The sequence below is a fragment of the Actinoplanes sp. TBRC 11911 genome, assembly GCF_012933445.1.
GTDB lineage: Bacteria > Actinomycetota > Actinomycetes > Mycobacteriales > Micromonosporaceae > Actinoplanes.
Genome location: NZ_JABBNC010000028.1, coordinates 107,009 through 123,691 on the forward strand (window position 1 = coordinate 107,009; position 16,683 = coordinate 123,691).

A 16,683-nucleotide genomic window follows, 5' to 3' on the forward strand; every position below is an offset into this window, starting at 1 on the left:
ACGGGTGCGAGCCCGCGGCGTCAGAAGTAAGCGATAAAGCAGAAGAATCGGAAATGTCACGCTGGTGGAGACACAGCGACCTCGGTGACGTTGGTGAGGAACGGGCCGAGGAACACGGCCACACACAGCGTGGTGTACTGAGGCACGGCCGCCACATGGACGGAATAGAGAAGTCGGAAATATCCTGCCAAAGGAGACGCGCGCGACGAACGCGTTCCGCCGCTTCGTGGCCGCCGCTTCATGGCCGCCGCGCAGCCAAGTCGGAAATGTCTCGTCGTGGTCGTAATGCGGCACGGCGACCGCCGAACCGGCCGGCCAAGTCGGAAATGTCCGGCTGAAGGAGACGCGCACGTCGAACGCGTTCCGCCGCTTCGTGGCCGCCGCTTCATGGCCGCCGCTTCGTGGCCGCCGCTTCGTGGCCGCCGCGCAGCCAAGTCGGAAATGTCTCGTCGTGGTCGTAATGCGGCACGGCGACCGCCGAACCGGCCGGCCAAGTCGGAAGTGTCCGGCCGAAGGAGACGCGACCGCCGAACCGGCTTGCCAAGTCGGAAATGTCCGGCTGAAGGAGACGCCGGACCGCCACCCGACGATATCGGGCGGGCGGCCCGCGAAGGTGCGAGGTTCGGCCGGTAACCCCGCGGGCCGGGGCTGGCGTTCGAGGTTGCCGCGCGTCGGAGGCCCTAGACGAGTAAGTCCTACCGTGGTGGTAGGCGATGCGTGGCCTGGTCACGGTGTGGCTCCGGTTGCGCGGTGGTGCCAGAGCTGAGGCGCTGTGGCGATCCGTTCACAGCGGGGAGCCGCCGACCACCACCAGCCGCAGCGCGGCGGTCCCGCTATGTGGACAACGCGGTCACATCGTGGACTTTTGTGAACCTTGGAGAGTTGCGCCCACATGCGAGCCAATAACTCTCCAAGGTTCACATTCGGCCGGAAAAAGCTGCCGGGCGAAAGCCTCGTTACGTGACAAATATACTCTCTACAATGGACGCTGGTCCCACATCGCGGACGGTGGGTCCATGATGCGGACGCGGGTCTCAGCAGGCGGTCACCCGTCTCACACAATGGAAGCGCCGCGCGGCCGCGCGCCGAGCCCGCCCGTCCAGCGGCCTGGCCTCTCCCACAAATATTCGGAAATACCGGATATGCGAGGGGGGCGGCGTGGGGCTGGCGGACGGACGGTGATCAGGTCGCTGACTCGCCTACTGCCACCGACTCGGCTTAGGACTTACTTGTCTAGGCCAGGGCCAGGCCTGGGTCGGGGTCGGGCTCGGGGGAAGGGGCCGGGATCTTGTACTCCTCGGTCAGCGTCGTCATCGGGCCGGGCCACGTCGCCTGGGCGACCTCTATCGGCTTGCGGGACTCGTCGAACGCCACGTGCAGCAGGTGCAGGACGGGAGTGTCGGGGCGGATCTGGAGGATCTCGGCCTCGTCGCGGCTGGGCTGGCGGGCGCTGATCGTGTCGGTCGCCGAGGCGTAGCGCTTGCCGAGCACCTCCTCGGCCTCCTGGTAGAGGGGGCGCCCGAACGCCTCGGCGCGCTCCAGGGAGGTGCCGCTCGCGTCGGTCACCCGGAACCAGGACGCGCCCAGCTCGACGGTCGCCTCGTCGGTGCGGACGATGTGGCGGCGGACCAGCATCTCGGTGCCGTCGCGGACGCCGAACGCGTCGGCCACCTCGGCCGGGGCCGGCTCGCGGCCGACCGCCGTGAGCTGTTGGCGGTAGCGTGCGGCGAGGTCGGCGTGGTAGCCGCGGCGCGGGCCGTAGCGGCCCCGGGACAGGCGGTTGAGGCGGCGGCGGGTGCCTCGTACGTACGTACCGGAGCCGGGTTTGGTGATCAGGATGCCCTCGACCCGCAGCTGGTCGACGGTGCGCTGGACCGTCTGTTTCGCCACGCCGAACATCTCGGCCATCGCCGGGATGGACGGCAGGCGTTCGCCCGGTTGCCAGTCGCCGCGGCGGATGCGTTCGCGCAGTTGCGCGGCGATCTGCCGGTGGGGGAACTCGGCGGCGCCCGGATTGATCGTCATGGCGCACCTCCTCAGGACTAGGTTCCTAGGATGCGCCAAAGGGTGTGCGACACGGTGCCGCGACACGCCGAAAGGTGGACGCATCGAGCACTGACGATCTCGTAGCCTGAGTCACTCACCGTCTGGGGAGGTGGTGCGATGAGTGATCGCGAGCGTGCTGAGTCCGGGTGGATAAAAGGGAAATTTCCGGATCAGGACGGGGTGGAAGTCCGGTTTCTGCCCGAGGGCGTCATGCTGCGTAGCGCCCGCGACCCCGAGGATGTGCTGCGCTTCACGCCCGACGAGTGGGCGCAGTTCCTGCGGGGCGTGAAGCGCGGCGAGTTCGACGATTGACGAGCGCCGGCCGATGGCGGCGGCCGGTCTCCCGGAGAGCCGACGCCCCCGGAGAGCCGACGCCCCCGGGTCGACGCCCCCGGAGAGCCGACGCCCCCGGAGAGACAAGGCACGGAAAGACGCAACGGGATCCGAAGACGCCGGAGCACCAACGGTGACCGGCTCACCGGCCCGACGCGGCTGCCCCGCGCGACCCAGGGCCGCCCGTTCTAAGCCGCTCCCTACCAGGAGCCGGCCGTCGGGCCCGCCGAGCCGCCGCGGCGGCGCAGGTACTTCTCGAACTCGCTGGCGATCTCGTCGCCGGTCAGCGGCTGGATGCCCTCGTCGCCGACGCGCTCCTCCAGCTCGCGCACGTACTCGCCGAGCTCCGCGTCCTGCTCGGCGGCCGCGCGGACCCGCTTCTCCCACTCGTCGGCCTCCTCGGCCAGGTCGGCCATCGGGACCGGCAGGTCGAGCACGTCCTCGAGCCGCGACAGCAGGGACAGCGTCGCCTTCGGGCAGGGCGGGTTGTTCGCGTAGTGCGGCACGTGCACCCAGAACGACAACGCGTCCAGCTCGGCGCGGCCGGCCGCCTCGTGCAGCACGCCGACGATGCCGGTGGGGCCGTCGTAGCGGGTGGGGACCACGTTGTACTTCTCGGCGGCGTCCTTGTCGGTGGTGGTGCCGCTGATCGGCAGGGGCCGCGTGTAGGGCACGTCGGCCAGCAGAGCGCCCAGCAGCACGATCCGGTTGACTTCGAGGCTGTGGCAGATCTCCAGGACCTGCTCGCAGAAGGTGCGCCAGCGCATGCTCGGCTCGATGCCCCGGATGAGCACCACGTCGCGGTCGCTGCCGGGCGGGCTGGCCACGGTGAACCGGGTGGTGGGCCACTCGATCTTGCGGGTTTCGCCCTCGGACATGGTCACCGTCGGGCGGCTGACCTGAAAGTCGTAGAAGTCCTCGGGGTCGATCGTGGCGATTTCCCGGGCCTGCCACACCTGCTCGAGGTGTTCCACGGCCGCGGTCGATGCGTCCGCAGCATCATTCCAACCCTCGAATGCCGCGATGGCCACGGGGGAGCGGAGCACAGGAAGGCCGTCGAACTCAGTCATGAGTACAGCCTACGTGCGGCACGTGGAAGCCACTCGTCGGCACGTCGGGCGTCACACGCCTTGCGCCCACGACCCGAGCACCGCCGCACACCGTAAATTACGATATTTCCCTTTAAAATCCATCCCGTATCCGACGATCAACCCGTCCCCAACATCAAATCCTATGTACGTAGGAGTAGACGCGAATCGCGCGGTCTCCGGTTTGCGAAGCAGCGCACACACCGAGATCGACGCCGGCCGCCGCTGCGCCAGGTTCGAGATCAGCCAGGACATGGTCAGCCCCGTGTCGATCACCCCGTCCACGATGATCACGTCCCGGCCGGTGATGTCCAGGTCCAGGTCTTTCAGCACGCGCACCGACCCCGACGCCCGGTTGCGGGTGCTGTACGACTTGATCGCCATCCAGCCGATCTCGACCTGATCCGGGTACGCCCGTGCCAGGTCCACGGTGAACGTGGCCGCCCCGCCGAGCACCCCGACCAGCACCGGAACCCGGCCCGCCATGGTCTCGTGCAGTTCGGTGGCGAGCGCGGCGACCCGGGCGAGGATCTGCTCCTCCTCCAGGATCACCGATTCGAGATCCCCCGCGACGTCCTTGGCGTCCACCCGAGTCCCCCTTCAGAGCAAACGAACTTCAGAGCGAACGAACCGACGTGGCATGCGGCGCCACCATCTCCCGCAAAGCATGAACCGCCTCGTCCAGCCGGGCCGCCCCGTCCGCGCTCTCCAGCAGGAACATCACATCCCGCGAGGAACTCGTGACCTTGGTGCGTTCGGCGTCGTGATAGTTCCAGTGCCGGGTGAGCACGGATACGTCGTCGGCGTACACGATCTCGCCGCTCCTGGGATGTTCCACCGTGTCCGGCTCGCCGAGCGGCGTGAACCAGTCCCCGTCGCGGGCCTCGCGCAGCACCACGTCGCCGCGCACGGCGTCGAGGTCGAACGCCCCGGCCGCCACGACAAACCGGACCGAGACCCAGTTGTACGCGTCCACCGGCGCGTTGATGCGCGGCAGCGCGCCGGTCCGGGCCAGCCGCCGGCTCAGTGCCTCCACGCTGGGCCGCATGCGCCGCGGGTTGGTGCCGAACCGCCGGTACACCGCGTGCCAGGCCGCGATGGCCGGATCGTCCTCGCAGGCCGGGGTGAGCGCCGGCCGGGCCGCGTCGTCCCAGTCGCCGCCGCTGTCCAGTCCCTCCGCGATCAGAACGGCGACCAGCACTTCCGGGTACGCCTCGCGCACCGCCCCGGCCACCACCAAGGTCGTCATGGGAGCAGGGTCGCACAGGCCGGGGAACCGGGGCGGCGAGGGGAGCGCCACATTTCGCCCAGCAGATCTTGACGCACGAATCGGTGCGGGTTTTCCTGAGTCGCTCGTTTCTTAGTGGAGGCACACCGATTGCGTGGAATCACCCGCCACGGGCCTGCCTCGATCGCCGTCATCGCCGCTGTCACGGTTCTGGCACTGCTGGCGCTGGGCGGGGCCGCACCCGTTTCGTCGCCCGGCCGGCTGGCGATCGCCGGCAGCCTGCCGACCTGGTTGTCGCAGGCCCAGCAGCTCGGCGGGACACCCGGCGGCAGCCGCATCGACTTCGGGCTGGTCGTCGGCATGCGTGATCACGACGACGCGGTCGCCACGCTGCGGCGTATTTCCGATCCGGACAGCCCCGAATACGGCCGATGGCTGTCGAACAAGCAATTCCGGGACCGGTACGCGCCGGCCCCGCCGGACATCGCCGCGGTTCGCGACTGGATCCTCTCGCAGGGATTTCGCGTCGACAAGATTCTGCCGAGCGGAATGTACATCGAGGCGAGTGGCACCGCCGCGCGGGTGAACAAGGTCTTCGGCACCACTGTCGACAATTTCTCGTACCGGGGCGCGTTGGTGCACGCGAACGCCGGCGAGCTGTCCTTTCCGTCGCACACCCCGAAATCGGTCGTACGGCTGATCGGGGGTGTCCTCGGAATCGACCAGGGTGCGCAATTGCACGAGCTGGCCGATCCTGAGCCCGCGCCGGCGCCCGCGCTGACCAGCGGCACCCCCTGCTCGGACTATTACGGGCAGCGGACCGCCACCGATCAGCCCGCGTTCGACGGGCGGAAACAGCCCTATTCGATCTGTGGTTACACGCCCGATCAGCTCCAATCGGCGTACGGGGAAAGCTCGTTGTTAAATGCCGGAATCGACGGCCGTGGCGTCACCGTGGCGGTCGTGCTGGCGTACGCGTCGCGGACCATGCCCGGCGACGCGCAGCAGTACAACCGGGTGCATCACCAGCCGCTGTTCCGGCCGGGGCAGTATCGGCAGATCACCCCCGCGGCCGACGGCTACGGGCGAATTCAGGAATGTGACGCTCAGGGCGCCTATGTCGAGCAGGCCCTCGACGTCGAGGCGGTGCACGCGATGGCCCCGGGCGCCGGCATCGTCTATGTCGCCGGCACCGATTGCGACACGGGGCTGACCAACGCCTGGGCCGAGACGATCGACAACCACGTCGCCGACATCGTCACCGACTCGTGGAGTCTGGGCGGCGACGACGCCGCCACGGCCGGCGCCGACATGGTCAAGTTCTTCGACCAGTTCGCGCTGGAGGCGGCGCTGACCGGCATGACGGTCGTCTTCGCGACCGGCGATGTCAGCGACGGCGGCACGCAGCCGCCGGCGACGACGGTCAGCTTCCCGACCGACGACCCCTACGTCACCAGCGTCGGGGCCACCTCGCTGGCGATCGGCCGCGACGGGCGGCGCAAGTTCGAGTACGGATGGCAGAGCGCCTACGTCCGCGGCGCCCGGAACGGCGCCTGGGGTCCGCCGGATCTGCACGCCGGGGGAGGCGGTGGCACCAGCGCGATCTATCCGCAGCCCTTCTACCAGAAGGGGGTCGTGCCGGCCAGCACGATGCGGACGGTGCCGGACATCTCGGTGGACGGTGACTCGAACACCGGCTTTCTGCTGGGGGCGACGCAGAGCTTCCCGGACGGCCCGCGCTGGAGCCAGTTCCGGCTCGGCGGCACCAGCCTGTCCGCGCCGCTGCTGGCCGGCATGATCGCGGTCGCCGACCAGAACGCCGGTCACCGGCTCGGTTTCGTCAACCCGCTGTACTACAAAATGCTGAAGACGCCCGCGCTGTACGACGTCGTCGCGCCTAGCACGCCGGTTGCGCAGGTGCGCGCCGACTTCGTCAACGGCCGCGACGCCACCGGCGGCCGCAAGTTCCAGCTCGAGACCATCGACACCCCGACGACGCTGCACGACCGCACCGGCTACGACACGTCGACCGGGGTGGGCGCGCCGAACGGGCCGCGCTTCTTCGACCCGCCGGCCGGACCTGCCGCGCGCTGAGTCAGCTCTGGCCGGCCGCGAGCGTGAGCGCCCCGGCGACCAGCGTGGCGACCATGCTTTCCAGGGTGGACGCGAAGGGCAGGCGAAACTTGGTGAGCTCGGGATGGGCGTCGTAGGCGGCGATCATGCCGGGCGACGGCCGCGAGTGCGTCCACACGGCACCGGTCACCATGATGATCTGGGCGCACAGCTGCTCGGCCGCCGGACCTAGTTCGGGCAGCCGGGCGCGGACCAGCGCGGCCATCGCGAGCACGTTCTCGGCGGCCGCCTGTTTGTAGCGACCGGCGACCGCCGCGGAGACGTTGTGCTCGAGGACGCCCGCTTGCGCGCTGAGCAGGTCACACAGTTGCGGGTGCGCGGCCAGCGTCCGGGCGAGCACGACGGCGGTCCGGGCTCCTCGACGCTGGACGGCCGGATCGTCGTCCCCGTCGGCGGCGAGTTGCTCGCCCAGGTCGGCGATCCACTGCTGCCACGCCCGGTCGAGCAGCTCCAGCAGGACCGCCTCGCGGGACTCGAAGTATTTGACGAAGCCGGACTTGGCGAGGCGGCTGCGCCGGCTCAGCTCGTTGAGGGTGATGCTGCCGGTCGGCATCTCGGCGAGCATCTGCGACGCGGTGTCCAGGATCGCCTGCCGGCGGATCTCGCGGGCTTCCTCGCTGCGGGCGCGCTGGAACGTGGCCATGAGGACATCTTAAGAGACCTCCAGTACGTTGACACCGTACCGACGGTCTCTTATTCTGGATCCGTAAGGTACCTCCGGTACGTTAAGAACGGATGTGGACGACATGTTAAAGGTCTGGTTTGTCACGGGCAGCTCGCGCGGTCTGGGCCGCGCGATCGTCGAGAACGCGCTGCGGGCGGGTGACCAGGTGGTCGCCGGCGCCCGCCGGCCGGAGCTGCTCGACGACCTCGCCGACGCGTACGGCGACCGCATCCTGCCGGTGGCGCTGGACGTCACCGACGCCGGCGCGGTGCGCGACGCCGTCGAGCGGGGCCGGACGGCTTTCGGCCGCTACGACGTCGTGGTCAACAACGCCGGCTACGCGGACGTCGCCGCCGTCGAGGACGTCACCCCGCAGGACTTCCGCGCGCAGATCGACGCGAATTTCTACGGCGTCGTCAACGTCACGAAGGCCGTTCTCCCGATCCTGCGAAGCCAGGGCGGCGGGCACATCTTCCAGGTCTCCACCCTCGGCGGCCGGATCGGCACGCCCGGCCTCGCCGCGTACCAGAGCGCCAAATGGGCCGTCGGTGGCTTCTCGACCGTCCTCGCGCAGGAGGTGGCGCCGCTGGGCATCAAGGTCACCGTGCTGGAGCCGGGTGGCATGCGCACCGAGTGGGCCCGTTCGTCGATGACGATCCCGCCGGTCACCGAGCCGTACCGGCAGACCGTCGGTGTGGTCGCCGAGATGCTGCGCGGGCAGCCGATGCAGGTCGCCGACCCGGCGCGGATCGCCGCCATCGTGGCCGAGCTCGCCGGCCGCGACGACGCCCCGGTGCGAATCCTGCTCGGAAAGGACGCGGTCCAATATTGGGACGCGGCCGGCGCGGTGCTCGCCGAATCCGACGCGAAATGGCGCACGCTCTCCGAGTCGGCCTGGTCCTGACCACGGCAGTACGTCGGAAGGAACGCTCAGTTCCGGCGTTCCGGGTGAATAACCGCACGCCATTCGGCGCCGAATCGGATTTACGCTGGTGCCCGCGGAATTGATTCTTCGTTCTTGGGGGATATTCACCTTGGCTCGTCCATTGTTTCTTCTCGTCCACGGCGGCTATCACACGCCGGCCACCTGGCTGCCCCTGCAGCAGGAGCTCGCCGCGAACGGCTGGCGATCCGAGGCGATCCGCATGCCGAGCGCAGGCGACAATCCGACCGCCGGGCTGTACGACGACGCGGACACGCTCGCCGCGCGCCTGCGGCAGATCGACGGCCCGGTGATCGTCGTCGGTCACTCGCACTCCGGGCTCACCATCAGCCAGCTGGACGACGAGCATCCGAACGTGCTCCGGCTGATCTACGTCGCGGCTTTCATGCCGATCGTGGGTGAGTCCGCCGCCAGCGCCTTCGGCATTCCGGTTCCGGAAGATGTCAGCGGCGTGGCCCCGCGCGAGGCGTACCGGAACCCGAGGGAGACGTTCTACTCGGATCTGTCCGACGAGGCCGCGTCCGAGGCGATCGGCCGGCTCGTCGATCAGAGCCTGCTGTCTTGTGTCGAGCCGACCACGCGGGCGGCATGGCAGCACTTTCCGTCGACGTACGTCATCTGCGAGCGCGACCGGCAGTTCCCGGTGGCGCTGCAGGAGAAGTACGCCGCGCAGGCGACCACCGTCGAGCGGCTGCCGACCGGGCACATGCCGATGCTGTCCGCCCCGGCTCGCCTGGCCGCCGTACTGGAGACCTACGCGGCGTAATGGAGAACTACACGGTGGAAGTGCTGCGGAGGCTGCGTGCCGCGGGCGACTCAGAAGCCGTCGTCTTCGAGCATCGACGCATCAGCGGCACGGAGGCCGTGCGCACGATCCTCCGCTTCGCCGAGGCCCTGCGAGCCATGGGCCTCGGCGAAGGCGAAGGGGTGGCTCTGTTCACCGAGAACACCCCCGAAGCCTTGTTCCTCATGCTGGCCATCCACTACCTGGGTCTGCGGCTCGTCTTCGTGCCGCCCGAGCGTGGCGACGCCGAGCTCGCGGCATTCGTCCGGCGGGCCCAGGTCGAGATGCTGCTGGTCGATCCGGCCTTCCGGGAACGCGCCGAGCGGATGGCCGTCCAGCGCGTCTACGACATCGGCCCAGGCTTTCTGCGCACCGCCGCGGACCGCACCGACCTGACGATCGACGATGCCGCCGCCTCCCGCCGGCTCACGACGGTGTTCTACACCGGCGGCACCACCGGGGAACCCAAGCTCGTCACGCACGGCAACGGCTACTACCTCGACGTGACGCCGGCCCGGCAGGGTGCGGCCCGCATGCTCGTGGCCACCCCCATCACCCACACGAGCGGCCACATCGGCTCCCTGCGCGGGCTGCTCACCGGCGCGGTCGTGTTGCTGCGAACGTTCGACGCCGCCGCGACGCTGTCCGTGATGGGCCGCGAACGCGTCACCAGCGTGGTCGTGACGACCCCGATGCTGGACGAACTGCTCGACCAGCCCGGCTGCGACCCGGGCCGGTTCCCGGCGCTGACCAGCCTCATCTACGGTGGCGTGGCCCCAGCACCGGCCCGGCTCCGGCAGGCGATCGCGTGCTTCGGCCCGATACTGACCCAGGTGTACGGGACGACCGAATGCGGCGTCGTCGCCGTGCTCCCGCCACAAGCGCACGACCCGGCCCGTCCGGCGTCGCTGACCAGCTGCGGACGCCCGATCCCCGGCGTCGAGGTCGAACTGCGCGACGGCGAAGGCCGCGTGGTCGAGGCGCGACAGGCTGGCGAGTTGTGGGTCCGGTCCCGCTCCGTCATGACCGGCTACTGGGGTGACCCCCGGGCGACCGCGCGGGTGCTGGACGCCGGCGGCTGGTTTCGGACCGGCGACCTGGTGCGCCAGGACGACGACGGCTACCTCTACGTGCTGGACCGGCTGCGCGACGTCATCGTGACCGGCCGGGCGGCCGACAACGTCTACTCCAGGCTGCTGGACGACTTCCTGGTCGCGCAGCCCGGGATCCAGGAGGCCGCGACCGTCGGGCTGGCCGGTGCGGCCGGCGAGACCGTGCACGTCGTCCTCGTGGTGACCGATCCGCCCGACCTTCCGGAGCTGACCCGGCGGATCGTCGACGCGCTCGGCGAGATCTACCGGCCCGCCTCCTACCGGATCGTCGGCTCCCTTCCCCGTACGCCGCTGGGAAAGGTCGACAAGCGGGCCCTGCGAACCCTGCTCACGCGTCCAGCTCGCCCATCCGCTCGAAGGCGTACGTGAACTTCGTCAGGTCCAGCCCGTGCAGGTTGTCCAGGATCAGCCGGCGCAGGCTCGTCTGGTACGCGATCTTGCTGGCCTCGGCCAGTCGCACGCCGCTCTCGGTCAGCACGACCAGCTGCGAGCGGCGGTCGTCGACGGCGGGTTCGCGCCCGACGAAGCCGTGGCGGGCGAGCCGGTCGACGAGCCGGGTCAGCCCGCTGCGGGTCATCGGCACCCAGGCGGACAGCTCGGAGATGCGTACCGTGCGGCCGGGTGTCTCGGCCAGGCCGATCAGCACGCTGTACTCGGCGAGTGTCAGCTCGGTCGAGCGCATCAGCCGCGCGTCGATGATCTTGGGCAAGGTGAGCAGCGCGCGGGTGAGCGCGTCGCAGGCCGCCTGCTCGTCCGGTGTCAGGATTTCGTCGGCGACGTCCATGGGTGTGCATCCTCGGGGTTAGCTGCTGGCGGGCCACCTGGTCTACGCCGTGGCGGGGGCCGGGTTCGCGATCGTGACGGCGGACACGGTCAATGCGGCAGCGCCTGAATGTGGTGCACGTCCAGGCGCAGGTCGATGAGCAGCGGGGACGTCCGGTTCTCGACGGCCTTCGCGGCCTGCTCCAGGTCGAGCGGGCCGCGCACGGTGATGCCGTCGCCGCCGAGCGCCCCGGCCAGCTTCGCCAGGTCGGGCCAGTCGAACAAGGACAGTGCCGGGTCCAGGTCGCGACGGGTGTACTGGATGTGCTCGGCGCCGTAGCCGCCGTCGTTGCAGACCACGACGATGATGTCCAGGCCGTAGCGGGCCGCGGTGCTGAACTCGCCGGTGCCGGCGTGCATGAACCCGCCGTCGCCGCAGACCAGGATCACCGGCTCGCCGGTCCGGGCCGCCGCGGCGCCGACGGCCGCGCCCATGCCCATGCCGATCGACCCGAAATTCACCGGCAGCACGTACGCCCGTGGGTCGCCCGGATGCACGTACCGGGAAGACTCCATCATGAACCGTCCGGCGTCGCTGACCACCGTGCGAGGGCGCGGCAGGATCTCGTCGAGCCGGCGCAGCGCGGTGACCACGTCGACGGTTCCGGGCGCGGTCGGCGGCCGCTCGCCAGGTGCCGCCTGCGCGGTCAGCCGGTGAGCCATCTCCGGGGTGCGGAACTCGCGGCGCGGCACGTTCATCAGGTCCAGCAGGTCGATCAGCCGGTCGGTGACGGCGGTGGCGTCGCCGCGCAGCGTCGCCCGCGCCTCGTCGATGTCGATCACCACCTGCTTCTTGCCGCGCAGCAGCCGGCCGTTCTCGGTGGCGTAGCCGTTGAGGCTGGTCCCGATGCTGATGATCAGGTCCGCCGCGGCGAACACCTCGCGGGTGGCCGGCCCGGCGACCGCGCCGGCCACCTCCATGTCGAACGGCTCGCCGCGGAACAGGTCCTTCGCCTTGAGCGTGGTGGCCATCGGCGCGCCGATCCGCTCGGCCAGGCGCAGCACCGACGAGCGGGCGCCGATCGCGCCGCGGCCGGCCAGCAGCACCGGCCGGTCGGCGGCGGCGATCTCCAGGACCGCCTGCAGCAACGCCTCGCGGTCCGGCCCGAGCCGCTGCGGCGCCGGCAGGTCCAGCGGCACGTCCCAGTAGTCGACGTCGTGCCAGGTGAAGTCGACCGGAACGTTGAACACGACCGGCCGGCGTTCCACCACCGCGCGGCGAATGGCCAGGGCGAGGTCGGCGAGCGCGGTCTCCGGCGTACGGGCCTGCTCGAAACCGGCCCCGGTGGGCAGCACCACGTCGCGCTGCGGGATGTCCTGGATGCTGGAACGGCTGGTGGTGGCGGTGTCCCCGGCGATCACCAGCAGCGGGATCCGGCCGCGGACGGCCTCGACCAGCCCGGTGAGCGTGTTGGTCAGCGCCGGGCCGTGCGTCACGGTGACGACGCCGAGCTTGCCGGTCCGCCCGGCGTAGCCGAACGCCATGAACATCGCGCCGGCCTCGTGGACCGCTCCGACGTACTGGCCGCCGCCGTCGGCGAAGCTGTGCGCGAGAAACAGGTTCGCGTCACCGATCAGCCCGAACATGGTGTCGGTGCCGTGGTTCGCGAGGGCACGTGCCAGTGCCGCGTGGACCTTCATGGCCGGTTTCACGAACGGCGGCCACGGTAATTCCGCGGCGAGACGTTACTCACCGTCTATTTCTTCGATGGCGGGCATCGAAAAAGCGAAAGAATGTGATGGCGGGCACCGCGGCCGGGCGGAACGCGGACCCGATCGCGGCGTATTCGTAGACATGGCCACCCTGCGCGCCCTCGAGTGCCTCGTCTCGATCGTCGACCTGGGGTCGGTGACGCGGGCGGCCGCCGCGCTGCGCATCTCCCAGCCGGCGCTCTCGCATCAGATCCTGTCGCTGGAGAAGGAACTCGGCACCCAGGTCGTCGAACGTTTACCGCGCGGTGTGCGGCCCACCCCGGCCGGGCGGGCCGCCGCGCAGGAGGCCCGCAGCGCCCTGCACCACGCCGCGCTGGCGGTCACGATCGGCCGCAAGGTCGGCCGGGGCGAGGCCGGGCTGCTGCGCATCGCCACCGCCGAGACCATGACGCCGTGGCTGCTGACCCGCGCCATCCGGGAGTGGCGGCTGCGGCATCCCGAGGTCGACTTCGAGCTGAGCGAGTTCACCAGCGCCGACCGGATGGACGAGTTCCTGAGCGCCGGGCACGCCGACCTGATCGTCGGCCCGCGGCCCACCGAGACCTCGCACCACGTGGAGCTGCTCGGGCGCGAGGAGATGGTGGTCGTGGCCAGCGGCACCCACCCGTTCGCCGGTCTGCCGTCGGTCGCCGTCGCCGCGCTGGCCGGCGAGCCGTTCATCCACTACGTCCCGGAGAACGGGCTGTCGATCTGGGTCGACACCCTGATGGCCGAGCACCACGTCACGCTCAACACGATCCTGCGCACCCGCAGCCCGCGCACCGCCGCCGGGCTGGCCGCGGCCGACATCGGGGTGACCATCGTGCCGGTCTCGGCGCTGAGCACCCGTACCGAGGGCACGGTCCGCCCGCTGCGGCCGCAGATCCTGCGCGACGTCATCGCCACCATCGCGGCGCCGGCCGACGAGCTCAGCCGCCGGTTCGTCGACGACCTGGCCAAACGCGGCCTGCCGGACGACGGCCGGGCGGTCTTCGCCTAGCCCCGGGGTACGGCCCGGTGTCTTTACCGACTCGTCCGGGACCGCGCGCTGCCAGAGTGACGAGCCATGGCAGCGCTTCTGAGGCGACTGGGCTGGCTCACCGGCCGGGTCGTACGGCTGGTGCGGGAGACGCCGCGCTCGCGCACCATCGGCCTGATCGTTCCCGGCTGGCCGGGGCACCACCCGGGGCAGCACGTCGACCTGCGATTACCGGGCGCCGAGCGCAGCTACGCCATCGCGTCCGCGCCCGAGGACCGGTACCTGGAGCTGACCGTTGCCCGGGTGGCCGGCGGCGAGGTCTCCGGCTACCTCGTCGACGACCTGCGCGAGGGTGACCGGCTGGAGCTGCGCGGCCCGCTGGGCGCCGACTTCCGCTGGGACGCGACGAGCGGCGGCCCGCTGCTGCTGATCGCGGCCGGGCCCGGGATCGCGCCGCTGCGGTCCATGCTGCGCCACCATCGCGCGATCGAGAGCGAGGTGCCGGTGCGGCTGCTGTATTCGGTACCCGACGCGCTCGCCCTGCCGTACCCGGAGGAGATCATGCGGTTCGCCACGTCCGACCAGGTGGACGTCAACCTGACCTACACCCGGCGCGCGCCGGCACGCTGGAACGGTTACCGGCGCCGGATCGACGCGCCGATGCTGGCCGAGGTGAGCTGGCCGCCGGCCGAGCACCCGGTGACGTACGTGTGCGGGCCGACCACCTTTGTGGACACCGCCGCCGCGTTGCTGGTCGCGGCCGGGCACGACCCGGACGGCATCCACGCCGAGCGTTTCGGCGGCGGGCGATGACCGGCTGGGACGGCAACGCGGTCGCGGGCCTGCTCTACGACCTGTTCGGCCAGGAGATGACCGGCGTCGGCGCGACCTGCGCGCACTGCGGCCGGCGGTCGCTGCTGGCCCGCACCCGCGTGTTCCGCGGCCCGGGAACGGTGCTGCTGTGCCCGGCCTGCGGCGGCAGCATGCTCGTGGTGTGCGTGCGCGACGGCATCGCCTGCGTCGACGCCCCCGGGTTCGCCACCCTCGCCGTCCCGTTGCGCGAACCGGTCTCGCTGCGGCCGGTCGGGGATCAGTCGAGACCGCGTACCGCATGAAGCTTGGCCCTTGACTTGACGCCCAGCTTGGCGAACGCCTTGTGCAGGTGATACTCCACCGTGCGCGGGCTGACGAACAGCCGCTCGGCGATCTCGGCGTTGGTCAGGCCGTCGCGCGCCAGCGACGCCACCCGCACCTCCTGCGGGGTGAGCTGCCGCATGCTTTCGACCGTACGCTTGCGTGCCGCCTCCCCGGTCGCGAGCAGCTCGCGGCCGGCGCGTTCGGCGAAGGCGCCCGCCCCCAGCGCCGTAAAGTGCTCGCCCGCGGACCGCAGGTGCACCCGGGCGTCGATGCGGCGGTTGCGGCGGCGCAGCCACTCGCCGTAGACGAGTTCGGTCCGCGCCAGCTGCCACTGCTGTCCGGTGCGGCCGAGCCGGTCGAGCGCCTCGCGATACAACGCGTCCGCCTCGCTGCCGTCGGCGAGCAGCGCGGCCGTGGCGGCCTGGACCCCGGCGGCCCAGTCGGTGCCGGCCGGTCCGGTGCGTTCGGCGAGCCGGGCCTGCGCCTGCGCGGCCAGGTCCGCGTCCCCGGCCCGTACCGCGGCTTCGACCAGCTCGGCGAGACCCCGCCCGACGAACCCGGGATGCCCGCGCCGCAGCGTGTCGCGGACCGTGTAGATCGCCTCCTCGTAGTGCCCGGTGGCGTTGTGCAGCGCGGCGACCGCGGCGGCGCTGTGCGCTCCCGGGCCGGGCATCCGGTACCCGCCGTCGGAACGCCGGGTGAGATCGCGCCACGCCGGCTCCTCCCACAGGTCGGCGGCGATCAGCGCGGCCGCCCCGAGCCAGCGCGCCGTCCGCGAGTCGTCCGCACGCCGGTGGAACGCCGTGACCGCGGCCCGCAGCGGCCGCACCGACGCGGCATAGCCGTCCAGGATCCGCACCGCGAGCCCGTGCAGCAGCAGGTCGGCCGGGTGCGCCCGATGATCGGCGGCGGCGGCCAGCGCCTCGCGGGCGGCCTCGGCGAGAATCCCGCCGGTCTCGGCCGGGATCGCCGCGAACAGCACCTCCAGGTACGCCTCCCGGGCGCTCACCGGGTCGTGCCGGCGCAGCCGCCGCGCCGCGTCGAGCAGTGCCCGCGCCGAACCGGCCCCGGGCCGCACCGCCGTCTCGATCCGCGCCCGGTACCAGGACCGGCGGGCACAGCGCGCCACGTCGTCCGGTTCCGCCTCCACCCGGGCCAGCATCCGCTGCGCGGCGGCCAGGTCACCGCTGTCGTACTTGGCGGCGGCCGCGGCCAGCGCCCGGTCGGCGCGGCGGGCCGGGTCGCTGGTCAGCAGCGCCGCCATCGCCAGGAACGCGGCGCGGGCGGCGGCACCACCGCGGGCCTGCGCCAGCTCGGCGGTGCCCTCCAGCTCACCGGCCAGGGCGTCGTCGTCGCCGGTCGCGGCCAGCCCCAGATGCCAGACCCGGCGCGGCCGGTCGTCGCCGGTGTGGTCGGCGAGCTTGCGGTGGATCATCCGGCGCTCGGCGGGGGCCGCCGCGTAGTAGGTGAGGCACCGCAGCTGCGCGCAGGTGAACGTGACCCGCTCGCCGGCGACCAGCAGCCCGTGCGTGACCGGTTCGGCCGGGTCGGCGCCCAGGTCGGCGGCCAGCTTCCGGAACAGCGCGACGTCCCCGGTCGGCTCGGCCGCCGCTCCGAGCAGCAGCAGCCGCTCCGGCGGGCTCAGCCGTGCCGCCCGCTCGACGCAGTCATGCCCCGGCTCGCACGACAGGTCGTGCCGCGGACCGGGGATGCCGAACCCGC

16 protein-coding genes are annotated in these 16,683 nt (G+C 71.1%); 8 read left to right on the top strand and 8 right to left on the bottom strand.

Going from position 1 to position 16,683, the window contains the following annotated elements; translation table 11 throughout:
- Positions 1–1,233 precede the first annotated feature (1,233 nt).
- A complete protein-coding gene (locus HH310_RS30520; protein WP_169179155.1) occupies positions 1,234–2,025 on the bottom strand; it encodes a GntR family transcriptional regulator in 792 nt (263 codons plus the stop codon).
- A 138-nt stretch (positions 2,026–2,163) separates the two neighbouring features.
- Here HH310_RS30520 and HH310_RS30525 point away from each other — a divergent pair, with 138 nt between their 5' ends.
- Positions 2,164–2,358: a DUF397 domain-containing protein gene (locus HH310_RS30525; protein WP_169179156.1), complete on the top strand. Its 195-nt coding sequence runs from the start codon at positions 2,164–2,166 to the stop codon at positions 2,356–2,358.
- Between the two features lie 221 nt (positions 2,359–2,579).
- Here HH310_RS30525 and HH310_RS30530 read toward each other — a convergent pair whose 3' ends face one another.
- The 3 genes from HH310_RS30530 to HH310_RS30540 are packed head-to-tail and all read right to left on the bottom strand — an operon-like array spanning position 2,580 to position 4,716.
- Complete coding sequence (locus HH310_RS30530) at positions 2,580–3,449, bottom strand: PAC2 family protein (RefSeq protein ID WP_169179157.1); 870 nt, start codon at positions 3,447–3,449, stop codon at positions 2,580–2,582.
- A gap of 51 nt (positions 3,450–3,500) precedes the next feature.
- Positions 3,501–4,055: a hypoxanthine phosphoribosyltransferase gene (hpt, locus tag HH310_RS30535; RefSeq protein WP_169179158.1), complete on the bottom strand. Its 555-nt coding sequence runs from the start codon at positions 4,053–4,055 to the stop codon at positions 3,501–3,503.
- Between the two features lie 28 nt (positions 4,056–4,083).
- Positions 4,084–4,716, bottom strand: a complete 633-nt coding sequence (locus tag HH310_RS30540; protein ID WP_169179159.1) for a B3/4 domain-containing protein — start codon at positions 4,714–4,716, stop codon at positions 4,084–4,086.
- Positions 4,717–4,845: 129 nt separating this feature from the next.
- Here HH310_RS30540 and HH310_RS30545 point away from each other — a divergent pair, with 129 nt between their 5' ends.
- Positions 4,846–6,789: a protease pro-enzyme activation domain-containing protein gene (locus HH310_RS30545; RefSeq protein WP_169179160.1), complete on the top strand. Its 1,944-nt coding sequence runs from the start codon at positions 4,846–4,848 to the stop codon at positions 6,787–6,789.
- A 1-nt stretch (position 6,790) separates the two neighbouring features.
- On the opposite strand, the gene HH310_RS30550 is transcribed toward HH310_RS30545, so the two are convergent.
- Positions 6,791–7,471 carry a TetR/AcrR family transcriptional regulator gene (locus tag HH310_RS30550; RefSeq protein WP_169179161.1) on the bottom strand — a complete coding sequence of 227 codons (681 nt, stop codon included), beginning with the start codon at positions 7,469–7,471 and terminating at the stop codon, positions 6,791–6,793.
- A 103-nt stretch (positions 7,472–7,574) separates the two neighbouring features.
- Between HH310_RS30550 and HH310_RS30555 the strand changes: the two genes are divergently transcribed.
- From HH310_RS30555 to HH310_RS30565, 3 genes are all read left to right on the top strand, one after another.
- Positions 7,575–8,396: an SDR family NAD(P)-dependent oxidoreductase gene (locus HH310_RS30555; RefSeq protein ID WP_169179162.1), complete on the top strand. Its 822-nt coding sequence runs from the start codon at positions 7,575–7,577 to the stop codon at positions 8,394–8,396.
- Positions 8,397–8,538: 142 nt separating this feature from the next.
- A complete protein-coding gene (locus HH310_RS30560) occupies positions 8,539–9,201 on the top strand; it encodes an alpha/beta hydrolase (RefSeq protein ID WP_211192793.1) in 663 nt (220 codons plus the stop codon).
- Entirely contained in the window at positions 9,201–10,700 is a 1,500-nt protein-coding gene (locus HH310_RS30565) for a class I adenylate-forming enzyme family protein (protein WP_169179163.1), read from the top strand. Before HH310_RS30560 ends, HH310_RS30565 begins: the two co-directional genes overlap by 1 nt.
- On the opposite strand, the gene HH310_RS30570 is transcribed toward HH310_RS30565, so the two are convergent.
- Positions 10,660–11,115: a MarR family winged helix-turn-helix transcriptional regulator gene (locus tag HH310_RS30570; RefSeq protein ID WP_169179164.1), complete on the bottom strand. Its 456-nt coding sequence runs from the start codon at positions 11,113–11,115 to the stop codon at positions 10,660–10,662. The genes HH310_RS30565 and HH310_RS30570 overlap by 41 nt on opposite strands.
- Before the next feature lie 89 nt (positions 11,116–11,204).
- Entirely contained in the window at positions 11,205–12,794 is a 1,590-nt protein-coding gene (locus HH310_RS30575; RefSeq protein WP_169179165.1) for a thiamine pyrophosphate-binding protein, read from the bottom strand.
- Between the two features lie 154 nt (positions 12,795–12,948).
- On the opposite strand from HH310_RS30575, the gene HH310_RS30580 reads away from it, so the two are divergent.
- From HH310_RS30580 to HH310_RS30590, 3 genes are all read left to right on the top strand, one after another.
- Positions 12,949–13,845 carry a LysR family transcriptional regulator gene (locus HH310_RS30580; protein WP_169179166.1) on the top strand — a complete coding sequence of 299 codons (897 nt, stop codon included), beginning with the start codon at positions 12,949–12,951 and terminating at the stop codon, positions 13,843–13,845.
- 66 nt (positions 13,846–13,911) lie between these two features.
- On the top strand, positions 13,912–14,637 hold the full coding sequence (locus tag HH310_RS30585; protein ID WP_169179167.1) for a ferredoxin reductase: 726 nt from the start codon (positions 13,912–13,914) through the stop codon (positions 14,635–14,637).
- Positions 14,634–14,939, top strand: coding sequence for a DUF6510 family protein (locus HH310_RS30590; RefSeq protein ID WP_169179168.1), 306 nt, complete (start codon positions 14,634–14,636; stop codon positions 14,937–14,939). Before HH310_RS30585 ends, HH310_RS30590 begins: the two co-directional genes overlap by 4 nt.
- Here the strand turns inward: HH310_RS30590 and HH310_RS45895 are convergent.
- Positions 14,915–16,396, bottom strand: coding sequence for a LuxR C-terminal-related transcriptional regulator (locus HH310_RS45895; RefSeq protein WP_396027555.1), 1,482 nt, complete (start codon positions 16,394–16,396; stop codon positions 14,915–14,917). The genes HH310_RS30590 and HH310_RS45895 overlap by 25 nt on opposite strands.
- Between the last annotated feature and the right edge of the window lie 287 nt (positions 16,397–16,683).

Coding starts and splice junctions, on each gene's coding strand:
- HH310_RS30520 (WP_169179155.1), bottom strand. CDS start 2,025: ATGACGATCAATCCGGGCGCCGCCGAGTTCCCCCACCGGCAGATCGCC.
- HH310_RS30525 (WP_169179156.1), top strand. CDS start 2,164: ATGAGTGATCGCGAGCGTGCTGAGTCCGGGTGGATAAAAGGGAAATTT.
- HH310_RS30530 (WP_169179157.1), bottom strand. CDS start 3,449: ATGACTGAGTTCGACGGCCTTCCTGTGCTCCGCTCCCCCGTGGCCATC.
- HH310_RS30540 (WP_169179159.1), bottom strand. CDS start 4,716: ATGACGACCTTGGTGGTGGCCGGGGCGGTGCGCGAGGCGTACCCGGAA.
- HH310_RS30550 (WP_169179161.1), bottom strand. CDS start 7,471: ATGGCCACGTTCCAGCGCGCCCGCAGCGAGGAAGCCCGCGAGATCCGC.
- HH310_RS30555 (WP_169179162.1), top strand. CDS start 7,575: ATGTTAAAGGTCTGGTTTGTCACGGGCAGCTCGCGCGGTCTGGGCCGC.
- HH310_RS30565 (WP_169179163.1), top strand. CDS start 9,201: ATGGAGAACTACACGGTGGAAGTGCTGCGGAGGCTGCGTGCCGCGGGC.
- HH310_RS30570 (WP_169179164.1), bottom strand. CDS start 11,115: ATGGACGTCGCCGACGAAATCCTGACACCGGACGAGCAGGCGGCCTGC.
- HH310_RS30575 (WP_169179165.1), bottom strand. CDS start 12,794: ATGAAGGTCCACGCGGCACTGGCACGTGCCCTCGCGAACCACGGCACC.
- HH310_RS30580 (WP_169179166.1), top strand. CDS start 12,949: ATGGCCACCCTGCGCGCCCTCGAGTGCCTCGTCTCGATCGTCGACCTG.
- HH310_RS30585 (WP_169179167.1), top strand. CDS start 13,912: ATGGCAGCGCTTCTGAGGCGACTGGGCTGGCTCACCGGCCGGGTCGTA.
- HH310_RS30590 (WP_169179168.1), top strand. CDS start 14,634: ATGACCGGCTGGGACGGCAACGCGGTCGCGGGCCTGCTCTACGACCTG.
- HH310_RS45895 (WP_396027555.1), bottom strand. CDS start 16,396: ATGATCCACCGCAAGCTCGCCGACCACACCGGCGACGACCGGCCGCGC.